The following is a 23,366-nucleotide window of genomic DNA, read 5'->3' on the forward strand; positions in this document are numbered from 1 at the left end:
GATCAGCAATGATCGGGGTTTTTTCGTGTGGGTGAAAGAAAAGTAAAGCTGGGCAGAAAGAGAAAGAAAACCTGCAGATAAATCACAGTATTGTATCTGATTTAACTCAAACCCTTATTCAGAGTGAGGCTTGTGTAGATGGCTTAGTGTAACCCTATTAATCTGAAACCCTTAAACTTTTAAGACTGCTTATCGTCTTTTCTTTGGGGTTTTATTCGAGGGTGCAGGCAAGAGAACAAGGGATAAGCTAATCGGTGAAACATGAGCTGGAGTTTTTACTGTGCACTATGCTAAGGGGCTCAGGCCTGTTCTGAGATCATACTGGTATTTTCTTGTTTTAACCCGTCAGAGTCTTCTGTTACGCGGTGGCTAGCCTTACTTGCTATGTTTGCTTTACTTATTTGGCTGCTGGGTTGGTACTGACTAGGAGTATCATCGTTATCTTCACTTTTATCATCTTCATAATAGTCGACTAAGCTAGAGTTTTCATTTTTGCTTTCTTCCTTTTCCCCACGGCGCGTATAACGAATGAGCCCTTCTTCTTGGTTTGTTTGTGATTCCATTATTTTATGCTCTGAATCAGCGTCAGATTCTTTCAGGCTTGCATTGGCCTCTATAGCTTCCTGGCTCCTTTGCTCAAGAAATTCTCCAATGGGATTGTTAAGTACACTATTAATGTTGCTACGCCTGTTATCAAACTGAAGGTATTGTCTGTCAATACCTGCTGATAGTGAGATAATACGTCCGCTGCTATGCACAAGGTAAGCTGTTACACCCGAGTTTAAAACTTGAAACTCTTCAGCGCGACCAAGTATCCGAAAGACATTGCTTAAAGCGATGCTTTCAGGCCTGTTTGTAAAACCCTGTTGGCTCTGTAGCTGTCTTTCGTGACTTGAGTCTGTTTCTTTGGTGTATAGCTCTGAATCCTGCGAGCTGGTATTAGATGCTGCCCCTGCTGCAGTCTTATCTTTCAGGTTGTTTTCCTGTACTGAAGGTGTGTTACTAAAAGGTGGTATGGTTATCAGGCTAGGCATATGATTCTTTCATCATTAGCAGGAATGATTATGCTATTAAGCGAAAAAAGAGCGTTGGTTGCAATCATTTGATTAATATATATCGCTGATTTAGTGGCTAAAAAGCAAATACTGTTTTTATGAACAGTGTTGTGGTGATTAAAGAATTCTGGGGTTGGTGGTGGTAGTGCTGTGGAAGATATAGACCTGATTCGTTTGTTGTCGGATGGTGAGAGTCACTCGGGTGTTGAGTTAGCTGCGAAAATGGGTGTAAGCCGTGCTGCGGTTTGGAAGCGTCTTCAGAAGCTGGAGTCCCAGGGGTTGCCTGTAGTGAGTGAGCAAGGGAAAGGCTATAAGCTGGCTTATCCTTTATCCTTGCTTGACCCTAAAGCTGTGAAAACTGATTTAGCTGAAGGTGTTACGGTGGATATTAAATCCATTACTGAATCGACCAATAATGACGTATTGCAGTATATCAAGGATGGCAGCCTGGATGGTTCCCGCGTCTATGTTTGTCTTGCTGAACAGCAGTCAGCTGGGCGTGGGCGTAGGGGCAAGGAATGGCAAAGCCCCTATGGTTCAAACCTTTATTTCTCCCTTGGCCGGCATGTGGCTTTAGGGGCAGCTGCTCTTGAGGGGTTGAGTCTGTCTGTTGGTCTTCTGTTGGCTCGTTTGTTGTCAAAGCAGGGTGTTGAAGATGTATCGGTCAAGTGGCCTAACGATATTTATATTCAGGGTCGTAAAGTAGCAGGAATTTTGATTGAAGTGGATGGTGATCTGACGAGCTACTGTAATGTCGTTGTAGGGATTGGCATTAATTTTCAATTGGAGAGTCTGAAAGATAAGTGGATTGATCAGGCCTATACCGCATTGGATGAATATGGTGTCACGGACCGCAGTTTAATCGCCAATCAGCTCATTGTTGGGTTGCAGAGGGTCTTTAATGAGCTGGAAGCCGGTGCAGCCTTCGACTTGTCAGCCTGGAAAGCATATGACTTCCTGGCCGGAAAAGCAGTGGATGTGCATCTGGGTAGTCAAAAGGTTTCAGGGCAGGCGGTAGGAGTCGATATGGGGGGGAATTTATTGGTGCGCTTGGAAGATGGCAGCGAAAGAAAGTTTTCAGGGGGAGAAGTCAGTGTTCGGGCGCAATAAGCTGTTATTGGTGGATATCGGTAATACCCGTGTGAAGTATGCCTATTCGACAGAGGGGGAGTTAACACAGCAGTGCTACGCCGCTAGCTTGGCTGAGCTTGATCTATCCGGAGTGATAGAAGTGCGTATCGGAAGTGTGGCCAGAAAGGCGGAAGTTGAGCAATGGCTGGCGACTTTGCCTGACGATATTTTGATTAAACAGGCAAAAGTATCCCCCGAAGCTTATGGAGTGCGCTGTATTTATCCGGATTGTTCCCGTTTAGGGGTGGATCGTTGGCTGGCGATGATCGCCGCTCGTAAAGAAAACACTGATGATTTGGTGGTTATTGATCTTGGTAGCGCGATTACTGTCGATTATTTGGCTAAAAACGGTCAGCACGATGGTGGCTATATTGTTCCCGGTCTGGCAATGATGCGAAAAAGCTTGGGGCAAACTACCGAGCAAGTAGGTTTATCCGGTGGAAAAGGGAAAAAAATCACTCCCGGAAGTGATACGAGTAGCTGTGTTGATCATGGCGTGATGCGTTTAGCGGTTAATTTTGTGCAATCTGTTATTGATGAAAACGCTGAAAAAGCCCAGGTTTTCATTACCGGTGGTGATAGTAAACAAGTTTGTGCAAAAATTTCAGGTGCCTTTGAAATCGATGAAAGCCTTGTAATACGTGGGTTGCAGCATTGTTTTGATTGAAGGGGTAAAACTTTTTTTAAATATTTTCAAAAAAATGTTTGCACTGTCTTCGGGAGTTAGATATAGTACGCCCCGTTGCTGAGACACGGCAACGAAACAAAGCGGAATATCCGCGCTGTGCTCGGAGGGGTTCCCGAGTGGCCAAAGGGAGCAGACTGTAAATCTGCCGGTTCGCCTTCGAAGGTTCGAATCCTTCCCCCTCCACCATTTTGCGGGCATAGTTTAGTGGTAGAACCTCAGCCTTCCAAGCTGATGATGCGGGTTCGATTCCCGCTGCCCGCTCCAAGGTTCGCTCATGTAGCTCAGTCGGTAGAGCACTTCCTTGGTAAGGAAGAGGTCACCGGTTCAATTCCGGTCATGAGCTCCAGTTTGAAAAGACAGGCTAAGGCCTGTTTTTTTGTCTGCGAGGTAAAGTATTTTATCTTGTAGGCAGGTGATGCTAAAGAGTATAATCTCTGGTCTAAATTTTTTAGTCAGGGTGTGATAGGCCAGTAGTTCAATTGGTAGAGCACCGGTTTCCAAAACCGGCTGTTGGGGGTTCGAGTCCCTCCTGGCCTGCCATCCTTCCCCAGGTTGGTGTCCTTATCGGCAGTCGCCGAAATCTGAGGAGTTCATAGATGAAAAGCAATGCAGAAGCCCCTGAGTCCAGTAGTTTTGATGGTTTGAAGTGGGCGGTTGTTGTTCTGCTTGTTTCTGTAGCTGTGGCGGGAAACCTCTATTTTTCCGAGTACCCTCTGTTATATCGTACAGTCGCAGTGGTTGCGGTTGGTGTTGTGGCGGCGCTGGTAGCTCTTAAAACTGAGAAAGGTCGTCGCTTTGCAGATATGGCCGCTGAATCTCGTAATGAGATTCGTAAAGTCGTTTGGCCAACTAAGCAAGAAACAACTCAGACGACAATGATCGTTCTGGCCGCAGTTTTATTTATGGGATTGGTTTTGTGGGGGCTAGATTCCCTGCTTAGCTGGCTGATCTCAATGTTTATACGTTAATCGAGGAATAGACATGGCAAAGCGTTGGTGTGTTGTACATGCCTATTCAGGTTACGAAAAACACGTAATGCGCTCCCTGTCTGAGCGCGTTTCCCGTCTTGGCATGGAAGAGTTCTTCGGTGAGATTTTGGTGCCGACAGAAGAAGTTGTCGAGATGCGTGACGGTAAAAAACGCAAAAGTGAGCGTAAATTTTACCCGGGTTACGTGTTAGTACAGATGGAAATGAATGATTCCACCTGGCACTTGGTTAAAGAAACGCCTCGAGTAATGGGATTTATTGGCGGTACCGCTGAAAAGCCCGCGCCAATTACGGAGCGTGAGGCAGATGCAATTCTGCAACGGGTGGCTGATCGTACCGACAAGCCTCGTCCTAAGACTCTGTTTGAGCCGGGTGAGATTGTGCGTGTTATCGATGGTCCATTTGCAGACTTTAATGGCGTAGTTGAAGAAGTAAACTACGAGAAGAGCAAATTGCAGGTGTCTGTGTTGATCTTTGGTCGTTCCACTCCGGTTGAGCTGGAATTTGGTCAGGTCGAGAAAGATTGATTTAAGGCTTGCCCTTTAGGGTGAGTGTTAACGGGGAGCCGAAAGGCGCATAACCCATTTAGGAGATAAAGATGGCTAAGAAAGTAGAAGCCTATATCAAGCTTCAGGTTGGAGCTGGTAAAGCAAATCCAAGTCCTCCAGTTGGTCCTGCTCTGGGTCAGCACGGTGTTAACATCATGGAGTTCTGTAAAGCGTTCAATGCTGCGACTCAGGAAATGGAAGCAGGTCTGCCAATTCCCGTTGTGATCTCTGTATACAACGATCGTAGCTTCACCTTCGTAACTAAAACTCCTCCAGCGTCCGTTTTGCTGAAAAAAGCAGCGGGCCTGAAGAGTGGTAGTGCGCGCCCTAATACTGTCAAAGTAGGTACTGTTAACCTGGCTCAGCTGGAAGAGATTGCTGCAACTAAGCAGCCGGATCTGACTGCAGCTGATATGGATGCGGCGGTACGTACTATTGCTGGTACGGCTCGTAGCATGGGTCTGAACGTGGAGGGTCTGTAAGATGGCTAAGCTGACTAAGCGCGCGAAACTGATTCGTGAAAAAGTAGATGCTAATAAGACTTACTCTGTTGCTGAAGCATTGGCTCTGCTGTCTGAGTTGTCTACTGTTAAGTTCAAAGAGTCTGTAGAAGTTGCAGTAAACTTGGGTGTGGATCCACGTAAATCTGACCAGGTTGTACGTAGTGCTACAGTAATGCCTAATGGTACTGGTAAAGATGTCCGCGTAGCGGTATTTACTCGGGGTGCTAACGCAGATGCTGCTAAAGAAGCAGGTGCTGACGTAGTAGGTATGGATGAACTGGCTGCCGAAATGAAAGGTGGCGACCTGAACTACGATGTGGTAATTGCTTCTCCTGACGCAATGCGTGTTGTGGGTCAGCTGGGCCAAATCCTGGGTCCGCGTGGTCTGATGCCAAACCCTAAAGTGGGTACTGTAACTCCTGATGTGGCGGGTGCGGTTAAGAATGCCAAGTCCGGTCAGGTTCGCTACCGTACAGACAAGAACGGTATTATTCATACTGCTATTGGCAGGGTTGATTTCTCTGCCGATGCAATTAAAGGTAACCTGGAAGCACTGGTTGCTGACCTGAAGAAGCTGAAACCTTCATCTTCCAAAGGTGTTTACCTGAAGAAAATTACTCTGTCTTCTACCATGGGTCCTGGTCTGACAATCGATATTGCAGATCTGGCGGTTTAAGATAGAAATCGAACTTTGCGGGGCTCTGTATTGTACAGGGTTTCGTCAAAGACCGTAGGAGCGAAAGCTTAATTGCTTATTTAGGCATCCTGCGCAGATGGAATGGCCCGCCAGAATCTCTGGTGCCCAGCCATCGTTACTTCCCTGAAAAGGGGTGGTGGTAAAAGAAGGTATAATACCTTCATGAACTTAGGAGCACACAAAGTGGCACTACGTCTCGAAGACAAAAAAGCAATTGTTGCTGAAGTCAACGAAGCTGCCAATGCTGCTCTTTCCGTTGTGGTAGCCGATTCTCGTGGCGTTACTGTAGGTGCAATGACTGCTCTACGTAAAGATGCCCGTGAAGCCGGTGTACAGCTGCGTGTTGTTCGTAACACGCTGGCTCGTCGCGCTGTTGAAGGTACTCAGTTTGAGTGTCTGACAGAATTCTTCAAAGGCCCAAGCCTGCTTGCTTTCTCTATTGAGCATCCAGGTGCAGCTGCTCGTCTGCTGAAAGATTTTTCTAAAGCACAAGAGAACTTTGAAGTTAAAGCGCTGGCGTACGAAGGAGAGTTGATCGCAGCGGCGGATATTGACCGTTTAGCAAGCCTGCCAACCTACGACGAAGCTATTGCTCGCCTGATGATGACTATGAAAGAAGCATCTGCTGGCAAACTGGCGCGTACTCTGGCAGCTATTCGCGATCAGAAAGAAGAAGCGGCAGCTTAATTTTAGCGCTGTTTTTCTCTAAAAGATTTTTGATTTTAATCGAGCGACAATTGCTCTATAACGTTGGGAAGCTAAGAAAATGGCTCTGACTAAAGAAGATATCATCAATGCAGTTGCTGAAATGTCCGTAATGGACGTTGTTGAACTGATTGAAGCTATGGAAGAAAAATTCGGTGTTTCTGCTGCTGCAGCTGTTGTTGCTGGTGGCGCTGCTGGTGGCGAAGCTGCTGCAGAAGAGAAAACTGATTTTGACGTTGTTCTGACCGCTGCTGGCGATAAGAAAGTTAACGTAATTAAAGCAGTTCGTGCGATCACTGGTCTGGGCCTGAAAGAAGCTAAGGCTATGGTAGACGGCGTTCCTGCTACTGTTAAAGAAGGCGCATCTAAAGATGACGCTGAAGCTGCTAAAGCACAGCTGGAAGAAGCTGGTGCAACTGTAGAGCTGAAGTAATAGCTCTTGCAGTACAGCAGACGCTGCTAAATATTGCAGTGGGCTGGTGGCGATTTTCGCCGCCGGCCTTTTTCTGTTCATAATATCCTTGACTGCTTTTAAAAAAGTAGTGTGAATAGATAACGACACAAGCTTCCGGTAATCAGTGGTGAAGTTGTGTGCGTAGCCTAATTAAGCTGGGGACTACTGATGGCTTACTCATATACTGAGAAAAAACGTATCCGCAAGGATTTCGGTAAACTACCCCAAGTCATGGATGTGCCGTATCTGTTGGCCATCCAGTTGGACTCTTATCGATCCTTCCTGCAAGAAAACAAATCAATTGAACAGCGGGAGGATTTAGGCCTTCATGCTGCGTTTAAATCGGTATTCCCAATCGAGAGTTACTCTGGTAACGCTTCGCTGGAATATGTGAGCTATCGTCTGGGTAATCCCGTCTTTGATGTAAAAGAGTGTCAGTTGCGTGGTGTGACCTACGCGGCATCTCTGCGCGTTAAAGTGCGTCTTGTAATTTATGACAAAGAGTCATCTAACAAGGCAATCAAGGATATTAAAGAACAAGAAGTCTACATGGGCGAAATGCCTCTGATGACTGAAAACGGTACTTTCGTAATCAATGGTACCGAGCGTGTGATCGTATCTCAGTTGCACCGTTCTCCTGGTGTGTTCTTTGATCACGATAAGGGTAAGACGCACTCCTCTGGTAAGCTGCTCTACTCTGCACGTGTAATTCCTTACCGTGGTTCTTGGCTGGACTTCGAATTCGATCCGAAGGATAACGTCTTCGTTCGTATTGACCGTCGTCGGAAACTGCCTGCTTCCGTTCTGCTGCGTGCTCTGGGTTATGAATCTGAGCAGATGCTGGACATGTTCTTCGATACAAACCGTTTCTACTTTGAGCGTGACGGTCTGTATATGGAGCTGCTGCCTGCGCGTCTGCGTGGTGAAACTGCAACCTTTGATATCTGTGATGAAAACGGTGAAGTCATCGTTGAAGAAGGTCGTCGTATCACCCCTCGCCATATCCGTCAGCTTGAAAAAGCAGGTATGGATAAGCTGAAAGTGCCTGTTGAGTATCTGTTTGGTCGTGTACTGGCTAAAGATATGGTCAATCAGAGCACGGGTGAGTTGGTTGTTGAGTGTAATACGCCTATCAGCGCCGATATTCTGGAAAAACTGGCGATGGCCGGTTGTAAAGAGATCGAGACACTGTACACCAATGACCTGGATTGCGGTCCGTTCATCTCTGATACCCTGCGTATTGATACCACGCGCAACAAGCTGGAGGCTTTGGTAGAGATCTACCGCATGATGCGTCCTGGTGAGCCGCCAACCAAAGAATCTGCCGAAGCGCTGTTTGAGAATCTGTTCTTCAGTGAAGATCGCTACGATCTGTCTGCGGTAGGTCGCATGAAGTTCAATCGTCGCCTGGGTCGCAGTGAAGATGTTGGCGAAGGCGTACTGAGCTACGATGACATCATTGATGTACTGAGAGAGCTGATCAACATCCGTAACGGTAAGGGTGAAGTCGATGACATCGATCACCTGGGTAACCGTCGTATCCGTTCGGTTGGTGAAATGGCAGAAAACCAGTTCCGTGTAGGTCTGGTTCGTGTTGAGCGTGCTGTTAAAGAGCGCCTGTCTCTGGCAGAAAGCGAAGGCCTGATGCCTCAGGACTTGATCAACGCTAAGCCTGTTGCTGCGGCAATTAAAGAGTTCTTCGGTTCCTCCCAGCTGTCCCAGTTTATGGATCAGAACAACCCGCTGTCTGAGGTCACTCACAAGCGTCGTGTTTCTGCTTTAGGCCCTGGTGGTCTGACCCGTGAGCGTGCTGGCTTTGAAGTGCGAGACGTACACCCAACTCACTATGGTCGTGTATGTCCAATTGAGACCCCTGAAGGTCCAAACATCGGTCTGATTAACTCTCTGGCAACCTATGCCCGTACCAATGATTACGATTTCCTGGAGACCCCATACCGTAAAGTTGTGGATGGCCAGGTAACGGATGAGATGGTGTATCTGTCTGCTATTGAAGAAAGCCAGTTTATTATTGCACAGGCTTCTGCAACCGTAGATGAAGATAATCGCCTGATTGATGATCTGGTCCAGGTGCGTCACAGGGGTGAAACCACCTTTATGACACCGGATCAGGTGACCATGATGGATGTATCTCCGCGTCAGGTTGTGTCTGTCGCAGCGGCACTGATTCCATTCCTGGAGCACGATGATGCGAACCGTGCATTGATGGGGTCGAACATGCAGCGTCAGGCCGTACCTACATTGAAGGCGGACAAGCCTCTGGTGGGTACCGGCATGGAGCGCTTTGTGGCTCGTGACTCGGGTGTATGTGCTATTGCCCGTCGTGGCGGTGTGGTTGACTCCGTAGACGCCAGCCGTATTGTGATTCGTGTGAACGATGAAGAGACGGATGCGGGTGAGGCGGGTGTAGATATCTACAACCTGACTAAGTACACCCGTTCTAACCAGAACACCTGTATTAACCAGCGCGCCATTGTGCTGCCGGGTGATGTGGTGGCTCGTGGCGACGTTTTGGCAGATGGTCCTTCTGTGGATCTGGGTGAGCTGGCTCTGGGTCAGAACATGCGCATCGCCTTTATGCCGTGGAATGGTTACAACTTCGAGGATTCCATTCTGGTATCCGAGCGAGTTGTACAGGAAGATCGTTTTACAACGATTCATATTCAGGAACTGACTTGTGTATCCCGTGATACTAAGTTGGGCCCTGAAGAGATTACTTCTGATATCCCGAATGTGGGTGAAAGTGCCCTGAGCAAGCTGGATGAATCCGGTATTGTTTATATCGGTGCAGAAGTTGGCCCTGGTGATATCCTTGTCGGTAAAGTAACGCCTAAAGGTGAGACTCAGCTGACGCCGGAAGAAAAGCTGCTGCGTGCTATTTTCGGTGAGAAAGCGTCTGATGTTAAAGATACCTCTCTGCGTGTATCTACCGGTACTAAAGGTGCTGTGATTGATGTTCAGGTCTTTACCCGCGATGGCGTGGAGAAAGATACTCGTGCTCGTGCGATTGAGCAGTCTCAGTTAGATGAAGTGCGCAAAGATCTGCAGGAAGAGTTCCGTATTGCGGAGGAAGCCACTTTTGAACGTCTGGGTCGTCAGCTGGAGGGGCAGTCTGTACTGAGTGGTCCTAAGCTGGCTAAAGGGGATATTCTGACGGCTGAGTACCTGAACGAACTGCCACACGGCCAGTGGTTCAAACTGAGTCTGATTGACGATGCCCTGAACGAAGTACTGCAGCAGGCTGAAGAGCAACTGCAGCTGCGTCGTAAAGAGATGGATGCCAAGTTCGAAGACAAGAAGAAGAAGCTGCAGCAAGGTGATGACCTGGCTCCAGGTGTTCTGAAGATTGTTAAGGTATACGTGGCTATTAAACGTCGTATCCAGCCAGGTGATAAGATGGCGGGTCGTCACGGTAACAAGGGTGTAATCTCTGCGATTATGCCGGTTGAAGATATGCCGTACGACGAAAAGGGTCAGCCAGTGGATATCGTACTGAACCCGCTGGGTGTACCGTCTCGTATGAACGTGGGTCAGATTCTGGAAACTCACCTGGGTATGGCAGCAAAAGGTCTTGGTGACAAGATTAATGAGATGCTGCTGGAACAGCGTGAGAGTCAGGTTCAGGATATTCGTAACTTCCTGAACCAGGTCTATAACGAAGTGGGTAACCACAAAGAAGACATTGACAGCCTGACAGATGATGAAGTGATCGCACTGGCGAAAAACCTGCGCAAAGGTGTGCCGATTGCAACACCTGTGTTCGATGGTGCGCCGGAGGAAGAGATCAAAGCACTGTTGCGTCTGGCAGATATTCCAGACAGTGGTCAGGTATGGCTGCGTGACGGTCGTACCGGTGAGCAGTTCGATCGTCCTGTAACCGTAGGTTACATGTACATGCTGAAACTGAACCACCTGGTTGATGATAAAATGCACGCCCGTTCCACTGGCTCCTACAGTCTGGTAACTCAGCAACCGCTGGGTGGTAAAGCTCAGTTCGGTGGTCAGCGTTTCGGTGAGATGGAAGTGTGGGCACTGGAAGCTTACGGTGCGGCTTATACCCTGCAGGAGATGCTGACTGTTAAGTCGGATGATGTGAATGGTCGTACTAAGATGTATAAGAACATCGTAGACGGCGACCATCGCATGGAGCCGGGTATGCCTGAGTCCTTCAACGTATTGGTGAAGGAAATCCGTTCTCTGGGTATCGATATCGACCTGGAAAGCTAAGCCGGGTTTATAGCAAAGAATTCCGATGCGGGCTGAGGTCCGCATCCGTAACTCCATTTGGAGCAGTGGCCGATGAAAGATCTAGTTAATGTGCTGAAGGCACAGGGACAAAGCGACGAATTCGACTCGATTAAGATCACGCTGGCATCGCCAGACATGATCCGTGCATGGTCCTTTGGCGAAGTGAAAAAGCCAGAGACCATCAACTACCGTACCTTTAAGCCAGAGCGTGATGGTCTGTTCTGTGCAAAAATCTTTGGTCCGGTAAAAGACTACGAGTGTTTGTGCGGTAAATATAAGCGCATGAAGCACCGCGGTATTATCTGTGAAAAGTGTGGTGTTGAGGTCACTCAGGCTAAAGTACGTCGTGATCGTATGGGTCACATCGAACTGGCTTCTCCTGTTGCCCGCATCTGGTTCCTGAAATCTCTGCCGTCCCGTATCGGCTTGCTGCTGGATATGACGCTGCGTGATATCGAGCGTGTCCTCTACTTCGAATCTTTCGTAGTGATTGATCCGGGTATGACAACGCTGGAGCGTGGTCAGCTGCTGAATGACGAACAGTACTATGAAGCACTGGAAGAGTTCGGCGATGACTTTGATGCGCGCATGGGTGCTGAAGCTGTTCAGGAGCTATTGAAAGATATTGATCTGGAAGATGAGATCAATACTCTGCGTGAAGAGATCCCGCAAACCAATAGTGAAACCAAGATCAAGAAGCTGTCTAAGCGTCTGAAGCTGCTGGAAGCTTTCTACAAATCGGGTAATAGCCCGCAGTGGATGATCCTGGAGGTACTGCCAGTTCTTCCGCCTGATCTGCGTCCTTTAGTGCCGTTGGATGGTGGTCGTTTCGCGACGTCAGATCTGAACGATCTGTATCGTCGAGTGATCAATCGTAACAACCGTCTGAAGCGTCTGCCGGACCTGAATGCACCTGACATCATCGTACGTAACGAAAAACGGATGTTGCAGGAAGCGGTCGATGCACTGCTGGATAACGGTCGTCGCGGTCGTGCCATCACGGGTTCTAACAAGCGTCCTCTGAAATCCCTGGCCGATATGATCAAGGGTAAACAGGGTCGTTTCCGTCAGAACCTGCTGGGTAAGCGTGTTGACTACTCCGGTCGTTCGGTAATTACCGTAGGTCCTCAGCTGAAACTGCATCAGTGTGGTCTGCCTAAGAAGATGGCTCTGGAGCTGTTCAAGCCGTATATCTTTGCCCGTCTGGAAGCAAAAGGTATGGCTACAACCATCAAAGCTGCGAAGAAGATGGTTGAGCGTGAACTGCCGGAAGTATGGGATATCCTGGCTGAAGTGATTCGTGAGCATCCGGTTCTGCTGAACCGTGCGCCGACGCTGCACCGTTTGGGTATTCAGGCGTTTGAGCCGTTGCTGATTGAAGGTAAAGCGATTCAGCTGCACCCACTGGTTTGTGCCGCTTATAACGCTGACTTTGATGGTGACCAGATGGCGGTTCACCTGCCGTTGACCACTGAAGCACAGCTTGAAGCCCGTGCACTGATGATGTCGACTAACAACGTACTGTCTCCTGCGAACGGTGAGCCAATTATCGTTCCTTCCCAGGACGTTGTACTGGGTCTGTACTACATGACCCGTGACCGTATCAACGCTAAAGGCGAAGGTATGGTGTTCAGTAATACCGACGAAGCAGAGCGAGCACTGGGTGCGGGGCATGTACACATGCAGGCCCGTGTTAAAGTGCGAGTGACTGAGCGCCTGCTATGTGATGATGGCAGCATTGAAGAAGTAACTTCCATCAAAGAGACGACTGTAGGTCGTTGTATGCTGTATCGCGTACTGCCGAAAGGTCTTCCGTTCTCTCTGGTTGATCAGCCTATGACGAAGAAGGCAATTTCTCGTCTGATCAATAACTCCTACCGCCGTGTAGGCCTGAAAGAAACGGTTATTTTTGCTGACCAACTGATGTACACCGGTTTCCGTCAAGCGACGCTGTCTGGTGCATCCATTGGTGTAAACGACTTTGTAATCCCTGACGAAAAAGCTGATATCGTTAGCGCGGCTGAAGCGGAAGTTAAAGAGATTGAGCAACAGTTCTCTTCCGGTCTGGTAACTCAGGGTGAGAAATACAACAAGGTGATCGACATCTGGTCCAAGGCAAACGATAAAGTTGCTAAGGCGATGATGGAGGGTATCTCGAAAGAGACCGTGATCAACCGTAACGGTGAAGAAGAGCAACAAGACTCCTTCAACTCCGTATTTATCATGGCTGACTCCGGTGCGCGGGGTAGTGCTGCTCAGATTCGTCAGTTGGCGGGTATGCGTGGTCTGATGGCTAAACCGGATGGCTCTATTATCGAGACGCCGATTGTGGCGAACTTCCGTGAAGGTCTGAACGTACTTCAGTACTTCATCTCGACCCACGGTGCTCGTAAAGGTCTGGCCGATACTGCACTGAAAACTGCAAACTCCGGTTACCTGACTCGTCGTCTGGTAGACGTGGCGCAGGATTTAGTAGTGACAGAGCATGACTGTGGCACAGAAGAAGGCCTGGTTATGAACCCTCTGATTGAGGGTGGTGATATCGTAGTGCCTCTGGCTCAGCGTGTGCTGGGTCGTGTTGTTGCTAAAGATGTGATTAAGCATGATAGCGGTGAAGTGCTGATTCCTCGTGGTACTTTGTTGGATGAAGCCTGGTGTGATCGCCTTGATACTATGGGTATCGATGAGATTGTGGTGCGTTCGGCGATCTCTTGTGACACGCGTTACGGTGTATGTTCAAGCTGTTATGGTCGTGATCTGGCTCGTGGTCATCTGGTTAACGTGGGTGAAGCTGTTGGTGTTATCGCAGCACAGTCCATTGGTGAACCAGGTACCCAGCTGACGATGCGTACATTCCACATTGGTGGTGCGGCATCTCGAGCGTCTGCGATCGATAATGTTCAGGTTAAACACGGCGGTACTGTACGTTTCCACAATATTAAATTTGTAGAGCGTAGTGACGGTAAGCTGGTAGCGGTATCTCGTTCCGGTGCGCTGGCAGTAGCCGATGAAACCGGCCGTGAGCGTGAATACTATAAACTGCCTTACGGTGCTGAAATCAGTGTACGTGAAGGTGATAAAGTGGAATCCGGCCAGATTCTGGCGAAATGGGATCCACACACTCACCCAATTGTGGTTGAGATGGCAGGTCGTGCCAAGTTCAGTGGTATGGAAGACGGTATTACCGTTAACCGTAGCCAAGATGAGCTGACCGGTCTGACGTCGATCGAGATTATCGATCCAGCCGCACGTCCAGCTGCAGGTAAGGACATTCGTCCGATGATCATGCTGGTGGATGAGATGGGTAATGAGCTGTCTATGCCAAACTCCCAATCTCCACTGCAATATCTGCTGCCAGGTAATGCGGTAGTGACCGTAGAAGATGGTAAAGATATTGGCGTTGGTGAGATTATTGCTCGTATTCCGCAGGAATCCAGTGGTAACAAAGATATCACCGGTGGTCTGCCACGCGTAGCTGATCTGTTTGAAGCCCGCCGTCCGAAAGAGCCTGCGCTGCTGGCTGAGATCTCAGGTGTGGTGACCTTTGGTAAAGAGACCAAGGGTAAGCGTCGTATTGTGATCACGCCAGAGTCCGGTGATGCGTACGAGGTACTGATTCCTAAGTGGCGTGTGATGAACGTGTTTGAGGGTGAGAAGGTAGAGCGTGGAGAGGTGATCTCCGACGGTCCATCTAACCCGCACGATATTCTGCGCCTGCTGGGTGTTAGTAAGCTGGCTGAATACATCACTACAGAGGTACAGGAAGTTTACCGTCTGCAGGGTGTAGGCATTAACGATAAGCACATCGAAGTAATTGCCCGTCAGATGCTACGTAAGGCGGAAATTACCGAAACAGGTGATTCGACGCTGATTCATGGTGATCAGGTTGAGCTGGCGACAGTGCTGGACGAGAACGAAGCTCTGGTGAGTCAGGATAAGTTCCCGGCTAAGTATGAGCGTGTACTGCAGGGTATTACGAAGGCGTCTCTGGCGACAGAATCCTTTATCTCTGCGGCTTCCTTCCAGGAGACTACACGCGTACTGACCGAAGCAGCCGTTACTGGTAAGCGTGATCAGCTGCGCGGTCTGAAAGAAAACGTTGTGGTTGGTCGACTGATTCCGGCTGGTACCGGTCTGACCTACCACAGTCAGCGTAAACTGAAACGTCAGGAAGCGGAGGCTGCATTGGCAGGCCCAAGCGCCAGTGAAGTGGAAGCAGCGCTGAGTGAGGCGCTAAACAGCGAAGATTGATCAGTTTTAACGCTGTTTAGGTAAAAGATTCAAGGCCAGACACTGTCTGGCCTTGACTGTGTTAAGGAGGCAACATACAATGCGCCTCCTTAAATTAGTATGGCGGTGGTTTATCCAGCGTCTTATTGTGTACAACGTGGAGTCTGCTTAAATGGCAACCATTAATCAGTTGGTACGCAAACCTCGTAAGCGTAAAGTTGAGAAGAGTGATGTTCCTGCTCTGCAAAGCTGTCCGCAAAGACGTGGTGTATGTACTCGTGTATACACTACCACTCCTAAGAAGCCTAACTCAGCGCTTCGTAAGGTGTGTCGTGTACGTTTAACAAACGGTTTTGAAGTAACTTCTTATATCGGTGGTGAAGGTCACAACCTGCAAGAGCACTCTGTAGTGCTGATTCGCGGTGGTCGTGTGAAGGATCTGCCTGGTGTTCGTTATCACACTGTTCGTGGTAGCCTGGATACCTCTGGTGTTGCTGATCGTAGACAAGGTCGCTCCAAGTATGGTGCGAAACGTCCTAAGTCTTAATTCTTTAATCATTGTCTGATAAGAGTAAGGCCGGATAATTTTCGGATTTACCTGAAGACCTTAACGAGGGCTTATCAATGCCTAGACGTCGTGTCGCCGCGAAGCGTGAAATTATCCCGGATCCTAAGTTCGGTAATGAGCGCCTGGCTAAGTTTATTAACCATTTGATGGTTAGCGGTAAAAAATCTGTTGCTGAAAAAATCGTTTACGGTGCTCTTGATAAAGTTGAAGAGCGCAGCAAAGAAGAGCCGCTGGATATGTTTGAAAAAGCACTGGAATCTATCCAGCCGCTGGTGGAAGTTAAGTCCCGCCGTGTGGGTGGTGCTACATATCAAGTACCCGTAGAAGTGCGTCCTGCCCGTCGTGTAGCTCTGGCTATGCGTTGGTTGGTTGATGCCTCTCGTAAGCGTGGTGAGAAGTCCATGGATCTGCGTCTGGCAGGCGAAATTCTTGATGCAGCCGAAGGTAAAGGCGCTGCGGTTAAGAAACGTGAAGACGTGCATCGCATGGCTGAAGCTAACAAAGCCTTCTCTCACTACCGCTTCTAATAGAACGGGAGATATGTCGTGGCACGTAAGACCCCAATCAACCGCTATCGTAACATCGGTATTTGTGCGCACGTGGACGCAGGTAAAACTACGACTACGGAGCGCGTACTGTACTACACCGGCTTATCGCACAAAATCGGTGAGGTTCACGACGGCGCAGCGACGATGGACTGGATGGAGCAGGAGCAGGAGCGTGGTATTACCATTACTTCTGCGGCAACTACCTGCTTCTGGTCTGGCATGGATCAACAGTTTGAGCAGCATCGTGTCAATATTATTGATACCCCGGGGCACGTAGATTTCACGATTGAAGTGGAGCGTTCTTTACGTGTGCTGGATGGTGCTGTTGTTGTGTTCTGTGGGGCCTCGGGTGTTGAGCCTCAGTCCGAGACGGTTTGGCGTCAGGCGAACAAATACGAAGTTCCACGTATCGTGTTTGTAAACAAAATGGATCGTGCTGGAGCTGATTTTTTACGTGTGGTCGATCAGATTGAGAATCGACTGAATGCAACCCCTGTTCCTATTCAGCTGAGTATTGGTGCAGAAGAAAACTTTGAAGGCGTTGTCGATCTGATGCGCATGAAGAGTATCTACTGGAACGAAGATGACAGCGGTATGACTTATGAGCTGCGCGATATTCCTGCAGAGCTACAGGCTCAGGCAGAAGAATACCGCGAAAAGATGATTGAGGCTGCGGCTGAGGCATCTGAAGAGCTGATGGATAAGTATTTGGAAGAGGGTGAGCTGACGCACGAAGAGATCAAGCAAGGTCTGCGTACCCGCGTATTGAATAATGAGATCGTGCTGGCGCTCTGTGGTTCTGCTTTTAAGAACAAGGGTGTTCAGGCGGTGTTGGATGCGGTGGTGGAATATCTGCCGGCTCCAACAGAGGTTAAAGCGATCGAAGGTACTCTGGATGATGGTGAGACTGTTGAAAGTCGTGAGGCTGATGATAGTGCACCATTCTCCGCGCTGGCATTTAAGATTGCCACTGACCCGTTTGTGGGCGCGTTGACCTTCGTTCGTGTTTATTCTGGTGTGCTGAACTCCGGTGATAGCGTGTTCAACTCTGTTAAGGGTAAAAAAGAACGCGTGGGTCGCATGGTGCAGATGCATGCTAACGATCGTGAAGAGATTAAAGAAGTTCGGGCAGGGGACATCGCAGCCCTTATCGGTATGAAGGATGTGACCACTGGTGACACCCTTTGTGATGGCGACAAGAGAATTATTCTTGAGCGTATGGAATTCCCAGAGCCTGTAATCTCTGTTGCGGTTGAGCCAGAGTCTCAAGCGGATCAGGAGAAGATGGGTATCGCCCTGGCCAAGCTGGCTCAGGAGGATCCATCTTTCCGTGTGAAGACAGACGAAGAGACCGGTCAGACTGTAATTTCCGGTATGGGCGAGCTGCACCTTGATATTATCGTGGATCGTATGAGTCGCGAGTTTAAGGTGGATGCTACTATCGGTAAGCCTCAGGTGGCGTATCGTGAAACTATCCGTTCCTCCGTAGAGCAGGAAGGTAAGTTTATACGTCAATCAGGTGGTCGCGGTCAATTTGGTCATGTTTGGCTACGTATTGAGCCTTTGACTGACAAAGGTGAAGACGGTGAAAAAACTTACGAGTTCCAAAGTGAAATCGTAGGTGGAGTGGTGCCTAAGGAGTACATTCCGGCTGTTGAAAAAGGTTGTTTTGAGCAGCTGCAGAATGGTGTTCTGGCAGGTTACCCGATGATCGACGTAAAGGTTACGTTGTTTGATGGCTCATACCATGATGTGGACTCCAATGAGATGGCGTTCAAGATCGCGGGTTCTATGGGTGTTAAACAGGGTTGTACCAAAGCTGATCCCGTGCTACTTGAGCCTATAATGAAGGTTGAAGTGGTAACCCCTGAGGATTATATGGGGGATGTAATGGGTGACCTGAACCGGCGTCGTGGTTTGGTTCAAGGTATGGATGATAACGTCTCCGGTAAAGTTATTCGTGCCCTGGTACCGCTAGGTGAAATGTTCGGTTATGCAACCGATCTGCGCTCTGCAACTCAAGGCCGTGCAAGTTATAGCATGGAATTCGAGAAGTATGCAGAAGCCCCTTCAAGCATTGTTGAAGCTGTTATTAATTTTAAATAACCGCTAAATATGAAAATGAGGTTTTAGCTGTGTCTAAAGAAAAATTTGAACGTTCCAAACCGCACGTAAACGTTGGTACTATTGGCCACGTTGACCACGGTAAAACTACTCTGACTGCTGCTCTGACTCGTGTTTGTGCAGAAGTTTTCGGTGGTACTGCTGTTGCATTTGACGGTATCGATAATGCTCCTGAAGAGCGTGAGCGTGGTATTACCATCGCGACTTCTCACGTAGAGTACGATTCCACTATCCGTCACTACGCACACGTAGACTGCCCAGGACACGCTGACTACGTTAAGAACATGATTACTGGTGCTGCTCAGATGGACGGCGCTATCCTGGTATGTGGTGCGACTGACGGCCCTATGCCTCAGACTCGTGAGCACATCCTGCTGTCTCGTCAGGTAGGTGTACCTTACATCGTAGTATTCCTGAACAAAGCTGACCTGCTGGCTGAAGACTGTGGCGGCGTTGGTACTGAAGAGTACGACGAAATGCTGGAGCTGGTAGACATGGAAATCCGTGATCTGCTGTCTACTTACGACTTCCCTGGTGATGACACTCCAATCATTCCTGGTTCTGCACTGATGGCTCTGAACGGCGAAGATGCTGACGAGCTGGGTACTACTGCAGTTAAGAAACTGGTTGAAGCTCTGGATACTTACATTCCTGAGCCAGAGCGTGCTATCGATCAGCCGTTCCTGATGCCAATCGAAGACGTATTCTCCATCTCTGGTCGTGGTACTGTAGTAACAGGTCGTGTAGAGCGTGGTATCGTTAACACTGGTGACGAAGTAGAAATCGTTGGTATCAAAGAGACTACCAAGACTACTTGTACTGGTGTTGAAATGTTCCGCAAGATGCTGGACGAAGGCCGTGCAGGTGAGAACATTGGTGCTCTGCTGCGTGGTACTAAGCGTGAAGACGTTGAGCGTGGTCAGGTTCTGTGTAAGCCAGGTTCTATCCTGCCTCACACTGAGTTTGAAGCAGAAGTATACGTTCTGTCTAAAGAAGAAGGTGGTCGTCACACTCCTTTCTTCAAAGGCTATCGTCCACAGTTCTACTTCCGTACTACTGACGTAACCGGTTCTTGTGAACTGCCAGAAGGCGTTGAAATGGTTATGCCAGGTGACAACGTTCAGCTGCGTGCTACTCTGATCGCGCCTATCGCGATGGAAGAAGGTCTGCGCTTCGCGATTCGTGAAGGTGGCCGCACAGTAGGTGCTGGTGTTGTTGCTAAGATCATCGAATAATATCGATTGAATCTTGTAAGGGGTCTTCTTTTTTAAGAAGATCCCTTTTTTGTGTTGACATCCCTCCTCACTCTTCTTACAATGCGCTTCCTTTTTATCAAGGGTGAGCTATTTACGCTCGTGTCCAATTGGGGTTTTTGGAATGCAAAACCAGAAAATTCGTATTCGTCTGAAAGCATTCGATCATCGTCTGATCGACCAGTCTGCGCAGGAAATCGTTGATACTGCAAAGCGTACTGGTGCTCAGGTGCATGGTCCAATCCCGCTGCCGACCCGCAAAGAGCGTTTCACTGTTTTGATCTCTCCTCACGTGAATAAAGACGCGCGTGATCAGTACGAAGTTCGTACTCATAAGCGTGTTTTAGATATCGTTGAGCCGACTGAGAAAACAGTTGATGCGCTGATGAAGCTGGATCTGGCTGCTGGTGTTGATGTGCAGATCAGTCTTGGCTAATTGCCAAATTTGAAAATCTAGGCGCTCGTCGGGAGGCGACACACAATTTATCAGTGGAATGCAATGAAAAGTGCAGCCATAGCGGGTGACAGCCCCGTACACTAAGGAGTCGAAATATGACTATCGGTCTTGTCGGTAAGAAAAGCGGTATGACCCGCGTATTTACCGAAGATGGTGTTTCTGTACCTGTAACTGTTATCGAGGTTTCTCCAAACCGCGTAACTCAGGTGCGTTCACTTGAAAAAGACGGCTATGCTGCGATCCAGGTAACAACTGGTGAGCGTAAAGCAAAGCATTTGACCAAAGCTGAAGCCGGTCACTTCGCGAAAGCAGGTGTTGAGGCAGGCCATGGTCTGGTTGAGTTCCGTCTGGCGGAGGGTGATGAAGCACCTGAAGTTGGTGGTGAACTGAACGTATCCCTCTTTGAAGCTGGTCAGCTGATTGATGTGACTGGTACTTCCAAAGGTAAAGGTTTCCAGGGTGGTGTTAAGCGCTGGAACTTCCGCATGCAAGACGCTACACACGGTAACTCTCTGTCCCACCGTGCTCCAGGTTCTATTGGTCAGTGTCAGACCCCAGGCCGCGTTTTCAAAGGTAAGAAAATGGCGGGTCACATGGGTGCTGAACGTTCTACTGTTCAAAGTCTGGAAGTTGTTCGCGTTGATGCTGAACGCAACCTGCTGCTGGTTAAAGGCGGCGTACCAGGTGCTCCTGGTGGTCAGGTTATCGTACGTCCAGCAGTTAAAGCTCGCGGCTAAGGGGTAAGAGAGAATGAATCTGAATCTTGCAGGCGGAGCAGCAGGTACTGTAGATGTATCTGAAACAACTTTTGGTAAAGAGTATAACGAAGCTCTGGTACACCAAGTTGTAACCGCATACCTGGCCGCTGCCCGTCAAGGTACTCGTGCGCAAAAAACGCGTTCTGAAGTAAAAGGCGGTGGTGCTAAGCCATGGCGTCAAAAAGGTACTGGTCGTGCGCGTGCCGGTACTATCCGTAGCCCAATCTGGCGCTCCGGTGGTACTACTTTCGCGGCTAAACCTCAAAGCTTTGAACAGAAAGTGAATAAGAAGATGTACCGTGCAGCAATGCGCAGCATCTTGTCTGAGCTGGCTCGCCAGGAGCGTCTGGTAGCAGTAGAAGACTTCACTGTTGAAGCACCTAAAACTAAAGCGTTGGCAGCCAAGCTGAAAGAAATGGATCTGACTAAAGTTCTGATCGTAACTTCTGAAGTTGACACCAACCTGTTCCTGGCCGCTCGCAACATCCCTCACGTTGAAGTGGTAGACGTTGCTGGAGCAAACCCAGTGAGCTTAGTTGTTTACGACAAAGTGCTGGTCACTGTACCTGCTCTGCGTCAGTTTGAGGAGAAGCTGGGATGAACCAAGAGCGCGTATTCAAGGTTCTGCTAGGACCTCATATTTCTGAAAAAGCAGCTATCGTTGCTGATGAGAAAAATCAGTACGTATTCAAAGTAGCGGCTGATGCGACTAAGCCAGAAATCAAAAAGGCTGTTGAGCAACTGTTTGAAGTTAGCGTGACCGGTGTTAGCACTGTAAACGTTAAAGGTAAAACTAAGCGCACTGCCCGTGGTATTGGTCGTCGTAAAGGTTTCCGTAAGGCATACGTGTCTGTAGCGGAAGGTCAAGAAATCGACTTTGCTGGCGCTGAATAAGGCGAGGAGTTGGGATAATGGCAGTTGTTAAATCAAAACCAACATCAGCAGGTCGTCGTCACGTTGTTAAAGTAGTTAACAACGAGCCGCACAAAGGTGCGCCTTACGCGCCGCTGCTGGCGAAAAAATCTAAAACGGGCGGTCGTAACAATAACGGTCGTATCACTACCCGTCATATTGGTGGTGGTCACCGTCAGCACTACCGTCTGGTAGATTTCCGTCGTAACAAGGACGGTATCCCAGCGGTTGTTGAGCGCCTGGAATACGATCCAAACCGTACTGCACACATCGCTCTGCTGAAGTATGCAGATGGTGAGCGTCGTTACATTATTGCGCCTAAGGGTGTTAAAGCAGGCGATGCTATCCAGTCTGGTGCTGATGCGCCGATCAAGGCTGGTAATACTCTGCCTCTGCGTAACATCCCAGTAGGTAGCGTGATTCACTGTATCGAACTGAAACCTGGTAAAGGTGCACAGATTGCACGTTCTGCTGGTGCTTCCGTTCAGCTGGTAGCCCGTGAGGGTGCTTACGCAACTCTGCGTCTGCGTTCCGGCGAAATGCGCAAGGTACTGGTTGATTGTCGTGCGACTCTGGGTGAAGTAGGTAACTCTGAGCACAGTCTGCGTCGTCTGGGTAAAGCTGGTGCTAAGCGCTGGCGTGGTGTTCGCCCGACTGTTCGCGGTGTGGCTATGAACCCGGTAGATCACCCACATGGTGGTGGTGAGGGTCGTACCTCAGGTGGTCGTCATCCAGTAACCCCTTGGGGTGTGCCGACTAAAGGTCATAAGACACGTAAGAACAAGCGTACTGACAAACTGATCGTTCGTCGTCGCGGTTCTAAGTAACAGTTTTTAAGAGGATACAGCTGTGCCACGTTCACTGAAAAAAGGTCCATTTGTTGACCTGCATCTGTTGAAGAAGGTTGAAGCTGCTCTGGATAGCAACGATCGTCGCCCGGTAAAAACCTGGTCTCGTCGTTCCATGATCCTGCCAGAAATGGTAGGCATGACCATTGCAGTTCATAACGGTCGCCAGCACGTGCCTGTACTTGTCTCTGAAGAGATGGTCGGCCACAAGCTGGGTGAATTCGCTGCTACTCGTACCTACCGTGGTCACGTAGCAGACAAGAAAGCCAAGCGCTAAGCCGAGGGGAATAAGAGATGGAAGTAGCCGCTAAATTACGGGGTGCTCGCTTATCCGCACAAAAGGCGCGTTTGGTTGCTGACCAGGTTCGCGGAATGCCAGTTGCAGAAGCACTGAATCTGCTGACCTTCAGCCCGAAGAAGGCTGCGGTTTTGATCAAGAAAGTTCTTGAATCAGCCATTGCCAACGCCGAGCACAACGAAGGTGCTGATATCGATGAGCTGCGCGTATCAACAATTTTTGTTGATGAAGGTATGACCATGAAGCGCATCAGACCACGTGCTAAAGGCCGTGCTGATCGCATTCTGAAGCGCACTTGCCATATCACGGTTAAGGTAGCAGATAAGTAGGAGACG

General features: G+C 49.0%; 22 protein-coding genes and 4 tRNA genes. 25 read left to right on the plus strand and 1 reads right to left on the minus strand.

What is annotated here, in order from left to right; translation table 11 throughout:
• Positions 1 to 299 precede the first annotated feature (299 nt).
• Entirely contained in the window at positions 300 to 1,034 is a 735-nt protein-coding gene (locus H579_RS0115220) for a hypothetical protein (protein ID WP_028301401.1), read from the minus strand.
• A gap of 171 nt (positions 1,035 to 1,205) precedes the next feature.
• Between H579_RS0115220 and H579_RS0115225 the strand changes: the two genes are divergently transcribed.
• The 25 genes from H579_RS0115225 (at position 1,206) to rplV (ending at position 23,360) form a co-directional block, all read left to right on the plus strand.
• Complete coding sequence (locus H579_RS0115225; protein ID WP_028301402.1) at positions 1,206 to 2,165, plus strand: biotin--[acetyl-CoA-carboxylase] ligase; 960 nt, start codon at positions 1,206 to 1,208, stop codon at positions 2,163 to 2,165.
• A 10-nt stretch (positions 2,166 to 2,175) separates the two neighbouring features.
• Complete coding sequence (locus tag H579_RS0115230) at positions 2,176 to 2,853, plus strand: type III pantothenate kinase (RefSeq protein WP_157834632.1); 678 nt, start codon at positions 2,176 to 2,178, stop codon at positions 2,851 to 2,853.
• A gap of 123 nt (positions 2,854 to 2,976) precedes the next feature.
• Positions 2,977 to 3,060, plus strand: a tRNA-Tyr gene (locus tag H579_RS0115235).
• A gap of 4 nt (positions 3,061 to 3,064) precedes the next feature.
• A tRNA-Gly gene (locus H579_RS0115240) sits at positions 3,065 to 3,138 on the plus strand.
• A gap of 6 nt (positions 3,139 to 3,144) precedes the next feature.
• Positions 3,145 to 3,220, plus strand: a tRNA-Thr gene (locus H579_RS0115245).
• A 118-nt stretch (positions 3,221 to 3,338) separates the two neighbouring features.
• Positions 3,339 to 3,414: transfer RNA gene (locus H579_RS0115250), tRNA-Trp, on the plus strand.
• Positions 3,415 to 3,470: 56 nt separating this feature from the next.
• The gene (gene secE / locus H579_RS0115255) at positions 3,471 to 3,842 is read left to right on the plus strand and encodes a preprotein translocase subunit SecE (protein WP_028301404.1); all 372 of its coding nucleotides are present in this window, start codon (positions 3,471 to 3,473) and stop codon (positions 3,840 to 3,842) included.
• Between the two features lie 13 nt (positions 3,843 to 3,855).
• Positions 3,856 to 4,389: a transcription termination/antitermination protein NusG gene (nusG, locus tag H579_RS0115260; RefSeq protein WP_028301405.1), complete on the plus strand. Its 534-nt coding sequence runs from the start codon at positions 3,856 to 3,858 to the stop codon at positions 4,387 to 4,389.
• Between the two features lie 71 nt (positions 4,390 to 4,460).
• Positions 4,461 to 4,892 carry a 50S ribosomal protein L11 gene (rplK, locus tag H579_RS0115265; protein ID WP_028301406.1) on the plus strand — a complete coding sequence of 144 codons (432 nt, stop codon included), beginning with the start codon at positions 4,461 to 4,463 and terminating at the stop codon, positions 4,890 to 4,892.
• 1 nt (position 4,893) lies between these two features.
• Positions 4,894 to 5,589, plus strand: a complete 696-nt coding sequence (gene rplA, locus H579_RS0115270) for a 50S ribosomal protein L1 (protein WP_028301407.1) — start codon at positions 4,894 to 4,896, stop codon at positions 5,587 to 5,589.
• 204 nt (positions 5,590 to 5,793) lie between these two features.
• A complete protein-coding gene (gene rplJ, locus H579_RS0115275; RefSeq protein WP_028301408.1) occupies positions 5,794 to 6,297 on the plus strand; it encodes a 50S ribosomal protein L10 in 504 nt (167 codons plus the stop codon).
• A gap of 79 nt (positions 6,298 to 6,376) precedes the next feature.
• A complete protein-coding gene (rplL, locus tag H579_RS0115280) occupies positions 6,377 to 6,748 on the plus strand; it encodes a 50S ribosomal protein L7/L12 (protein ID WP_028301409.1) in 372 nt (123 codons plus the stop codon).
• A gap of 189 nt (positions 6,749 to 6,937) precedes the next feature.
• Positions 6,938 to 11,014, plus strand: coding sequence for a DNA-directed RNA polymerase subunit beta (gene rpoB / locus H579_RS0115285; RefSeq protein WP_028301410.1), 4,077 nt, complete (start codon positions 6,938 to 6,940; stop codon positions 11,012 to 11,014).
• A 72-nt stretch (positions 11,015 to 11,086) separates the two neighbouring features.
• Positions 11,087 to 15,286 carry a DNA-directed RNA polymerase subunit beta' gene (gene rpoC, locus H579_RS0115290; protein WP_028301411.1) on the plus strand — a complete coding sequence of 1,400 codons (4,200 nt, stop codon included), beginning with the start codon at positions 11,087 to 11,089 and terminating at the stop codon, positions 15,284 to 15,286.
• A gap of 151 nt (positions 15,287 to 15,437) precedes the next feature.
• Positions 15,438 to 15,812: a 30S ribosomal protein S12 gene (rpsL, locus tag H579_RS0115295; RefSeq protein WP_028301412.1), complete on the plus strand. Its 375-nt coding sequence runs from the start codon at positions 15,438 to 15,440 to the stop codon at positions 15,810 to 15,812.
• Positions 15,813 to 15,889: 77 nt separating this feature from the next.
• Positions 15,890 to 16,360: a 30S ribosomal protein S7 gene (gene rpsG, locus H579_RS0115300; protein ID WP_028301413.1), complete on the plus strand. Its 471-nt coding sequence runs from the start codon at positions 15,890 to 15,892 to the stop codon at positions 16,358 to 16,360.
• 18 nt (positions 16,361 to 16,378) lie between these two features.
• On the plus strand, positions 16,379 to 18,487 hold the full coding sequence (gene fusA / locus H579_RS0115305) for an elongation factor G (RefSeq protein ID WP_028301414.1): 2,109 nt from the start codon (positions 16,379 to 16,381) through the stop codon (positions 18,485 to 18,487).
• A gap of 29 nt (positions 18,488 to 18,516) precedes the next feature.
• The gene (gene tuf / locus H579_RS0115310) at positions 18,517 to 19,740 is read left to right on the plus strand and encodes an elongation factor Tu (RefSeq protein ID WP_028301415.1); all 1,224 of its coding nucleotides are present in this window, start codon (positions 18,517 to 18,519) and stop codon (positions 19,738 to 19,740) included.
• Positions 19,741 to 19,882: 142 nt separating this feature from the next.
• Entirely contained in the window at positions 19,883 to 20,194 is a 312-nt protein-coding gene (gene rpsJ / locus H579_RS0115315; protein WP_028301416.1) for a 30S ribosomal protein S10, read from the plus strand.
• Between the two features lie 116 nt (positions 20,195 to 20,310).
• Positions 20,311 to 20,952, plus strand: coding sequence for a 50S ribosomal protein L3 (gene rplC, locus H579_RS0115320; RefSeq protein ID WP_028301417.1), 642 nt, complete (start codon positions 20,311 to 20,313; stop codon positions 20,950 to 20,952).
• Between the two features lie 13 nt (positions 20,953 to 20,965).
• On the plus strand, positions 20,966 to 21,574 hold the full coding sequence (gene rplD / locus H579_RS0115325) for a 50S ribosomal protein L4 (RefSeq protein WP_028301418.1): 609 nt from the start codon (positions 20,966 to 20,968) through the stop codon (positions 21,572 to 21,574).
• On the plus strand, positions 21,571 to 21,867 hold the full coding sequence (rplW, locus tag H579_RS0115330; protein ID WP_028301419.1) for a 50S ribosomal protein L23: 297 nt from the start codon (positions 21,571 to 21,573) through the stop codon (positions 21,865 to 21,867). Before rplD ends, rplW begins: the two co-directional genes overlap by 4 nt.
• A gap of 17 nt (positions 21,868 to 21,884) precedes the next feature.
• Positions 21,885 to 22,712 carry a 50S ribosomal protein L2 gene (rplB, locus tag H579_RS0115335; RefSeq protein ID WP_028301420.1) on the plus strand — a complete coding sequence of 276 codons (828 nt, stop codon included), beginning with the start codon at positions 21,885 to 21,887 and terminating at the stop codon, positions 22,710 to 22,712.
• Positions 22,713 to 22,734: 22 nt separating this feature from the next.
• Entirely contained in the window at positions 22,735 to 23,010 is a 276-nt protein-coding gene (rpsS, locus tag H579_RS0115340; RefSeq protein ID WP_028301421.1) for a 30S ribosomal protein S19, read from the plus strand.
• A gap of 17 nt (positions 23,011 to 23,027) precedes the next feature.
• Positions 23,028 to 23,360 carry a 50S ribosomal protein L22 gene (rplV, locus tag H579_RS0115345; RefSeq protein ID WP_028301422.1) on the plus strand — a complete coding sequence of 111 codons (333 nt, stop codon included), beginning with the start codon at positions 23,028 to 23,030 and terminating at the stop codon, positions 23,358 to 23,360.
• Positions 23,361 to 23,366 lie beyond the last annotated feature (6 nt).

The sequence above is a fragment of the Oceanospirillum beijerinckii DSM 7166 genome (genome assembly GCF_000422425.1).
GTDB classification, from domain to species: domain Bacteria; phylum Pseudomonadota; class Gammaproteobacteria; order Pseudomonadales; family Halomonadaceae; genus Oceanospirillum; species Oceanospirillum beijerinckii.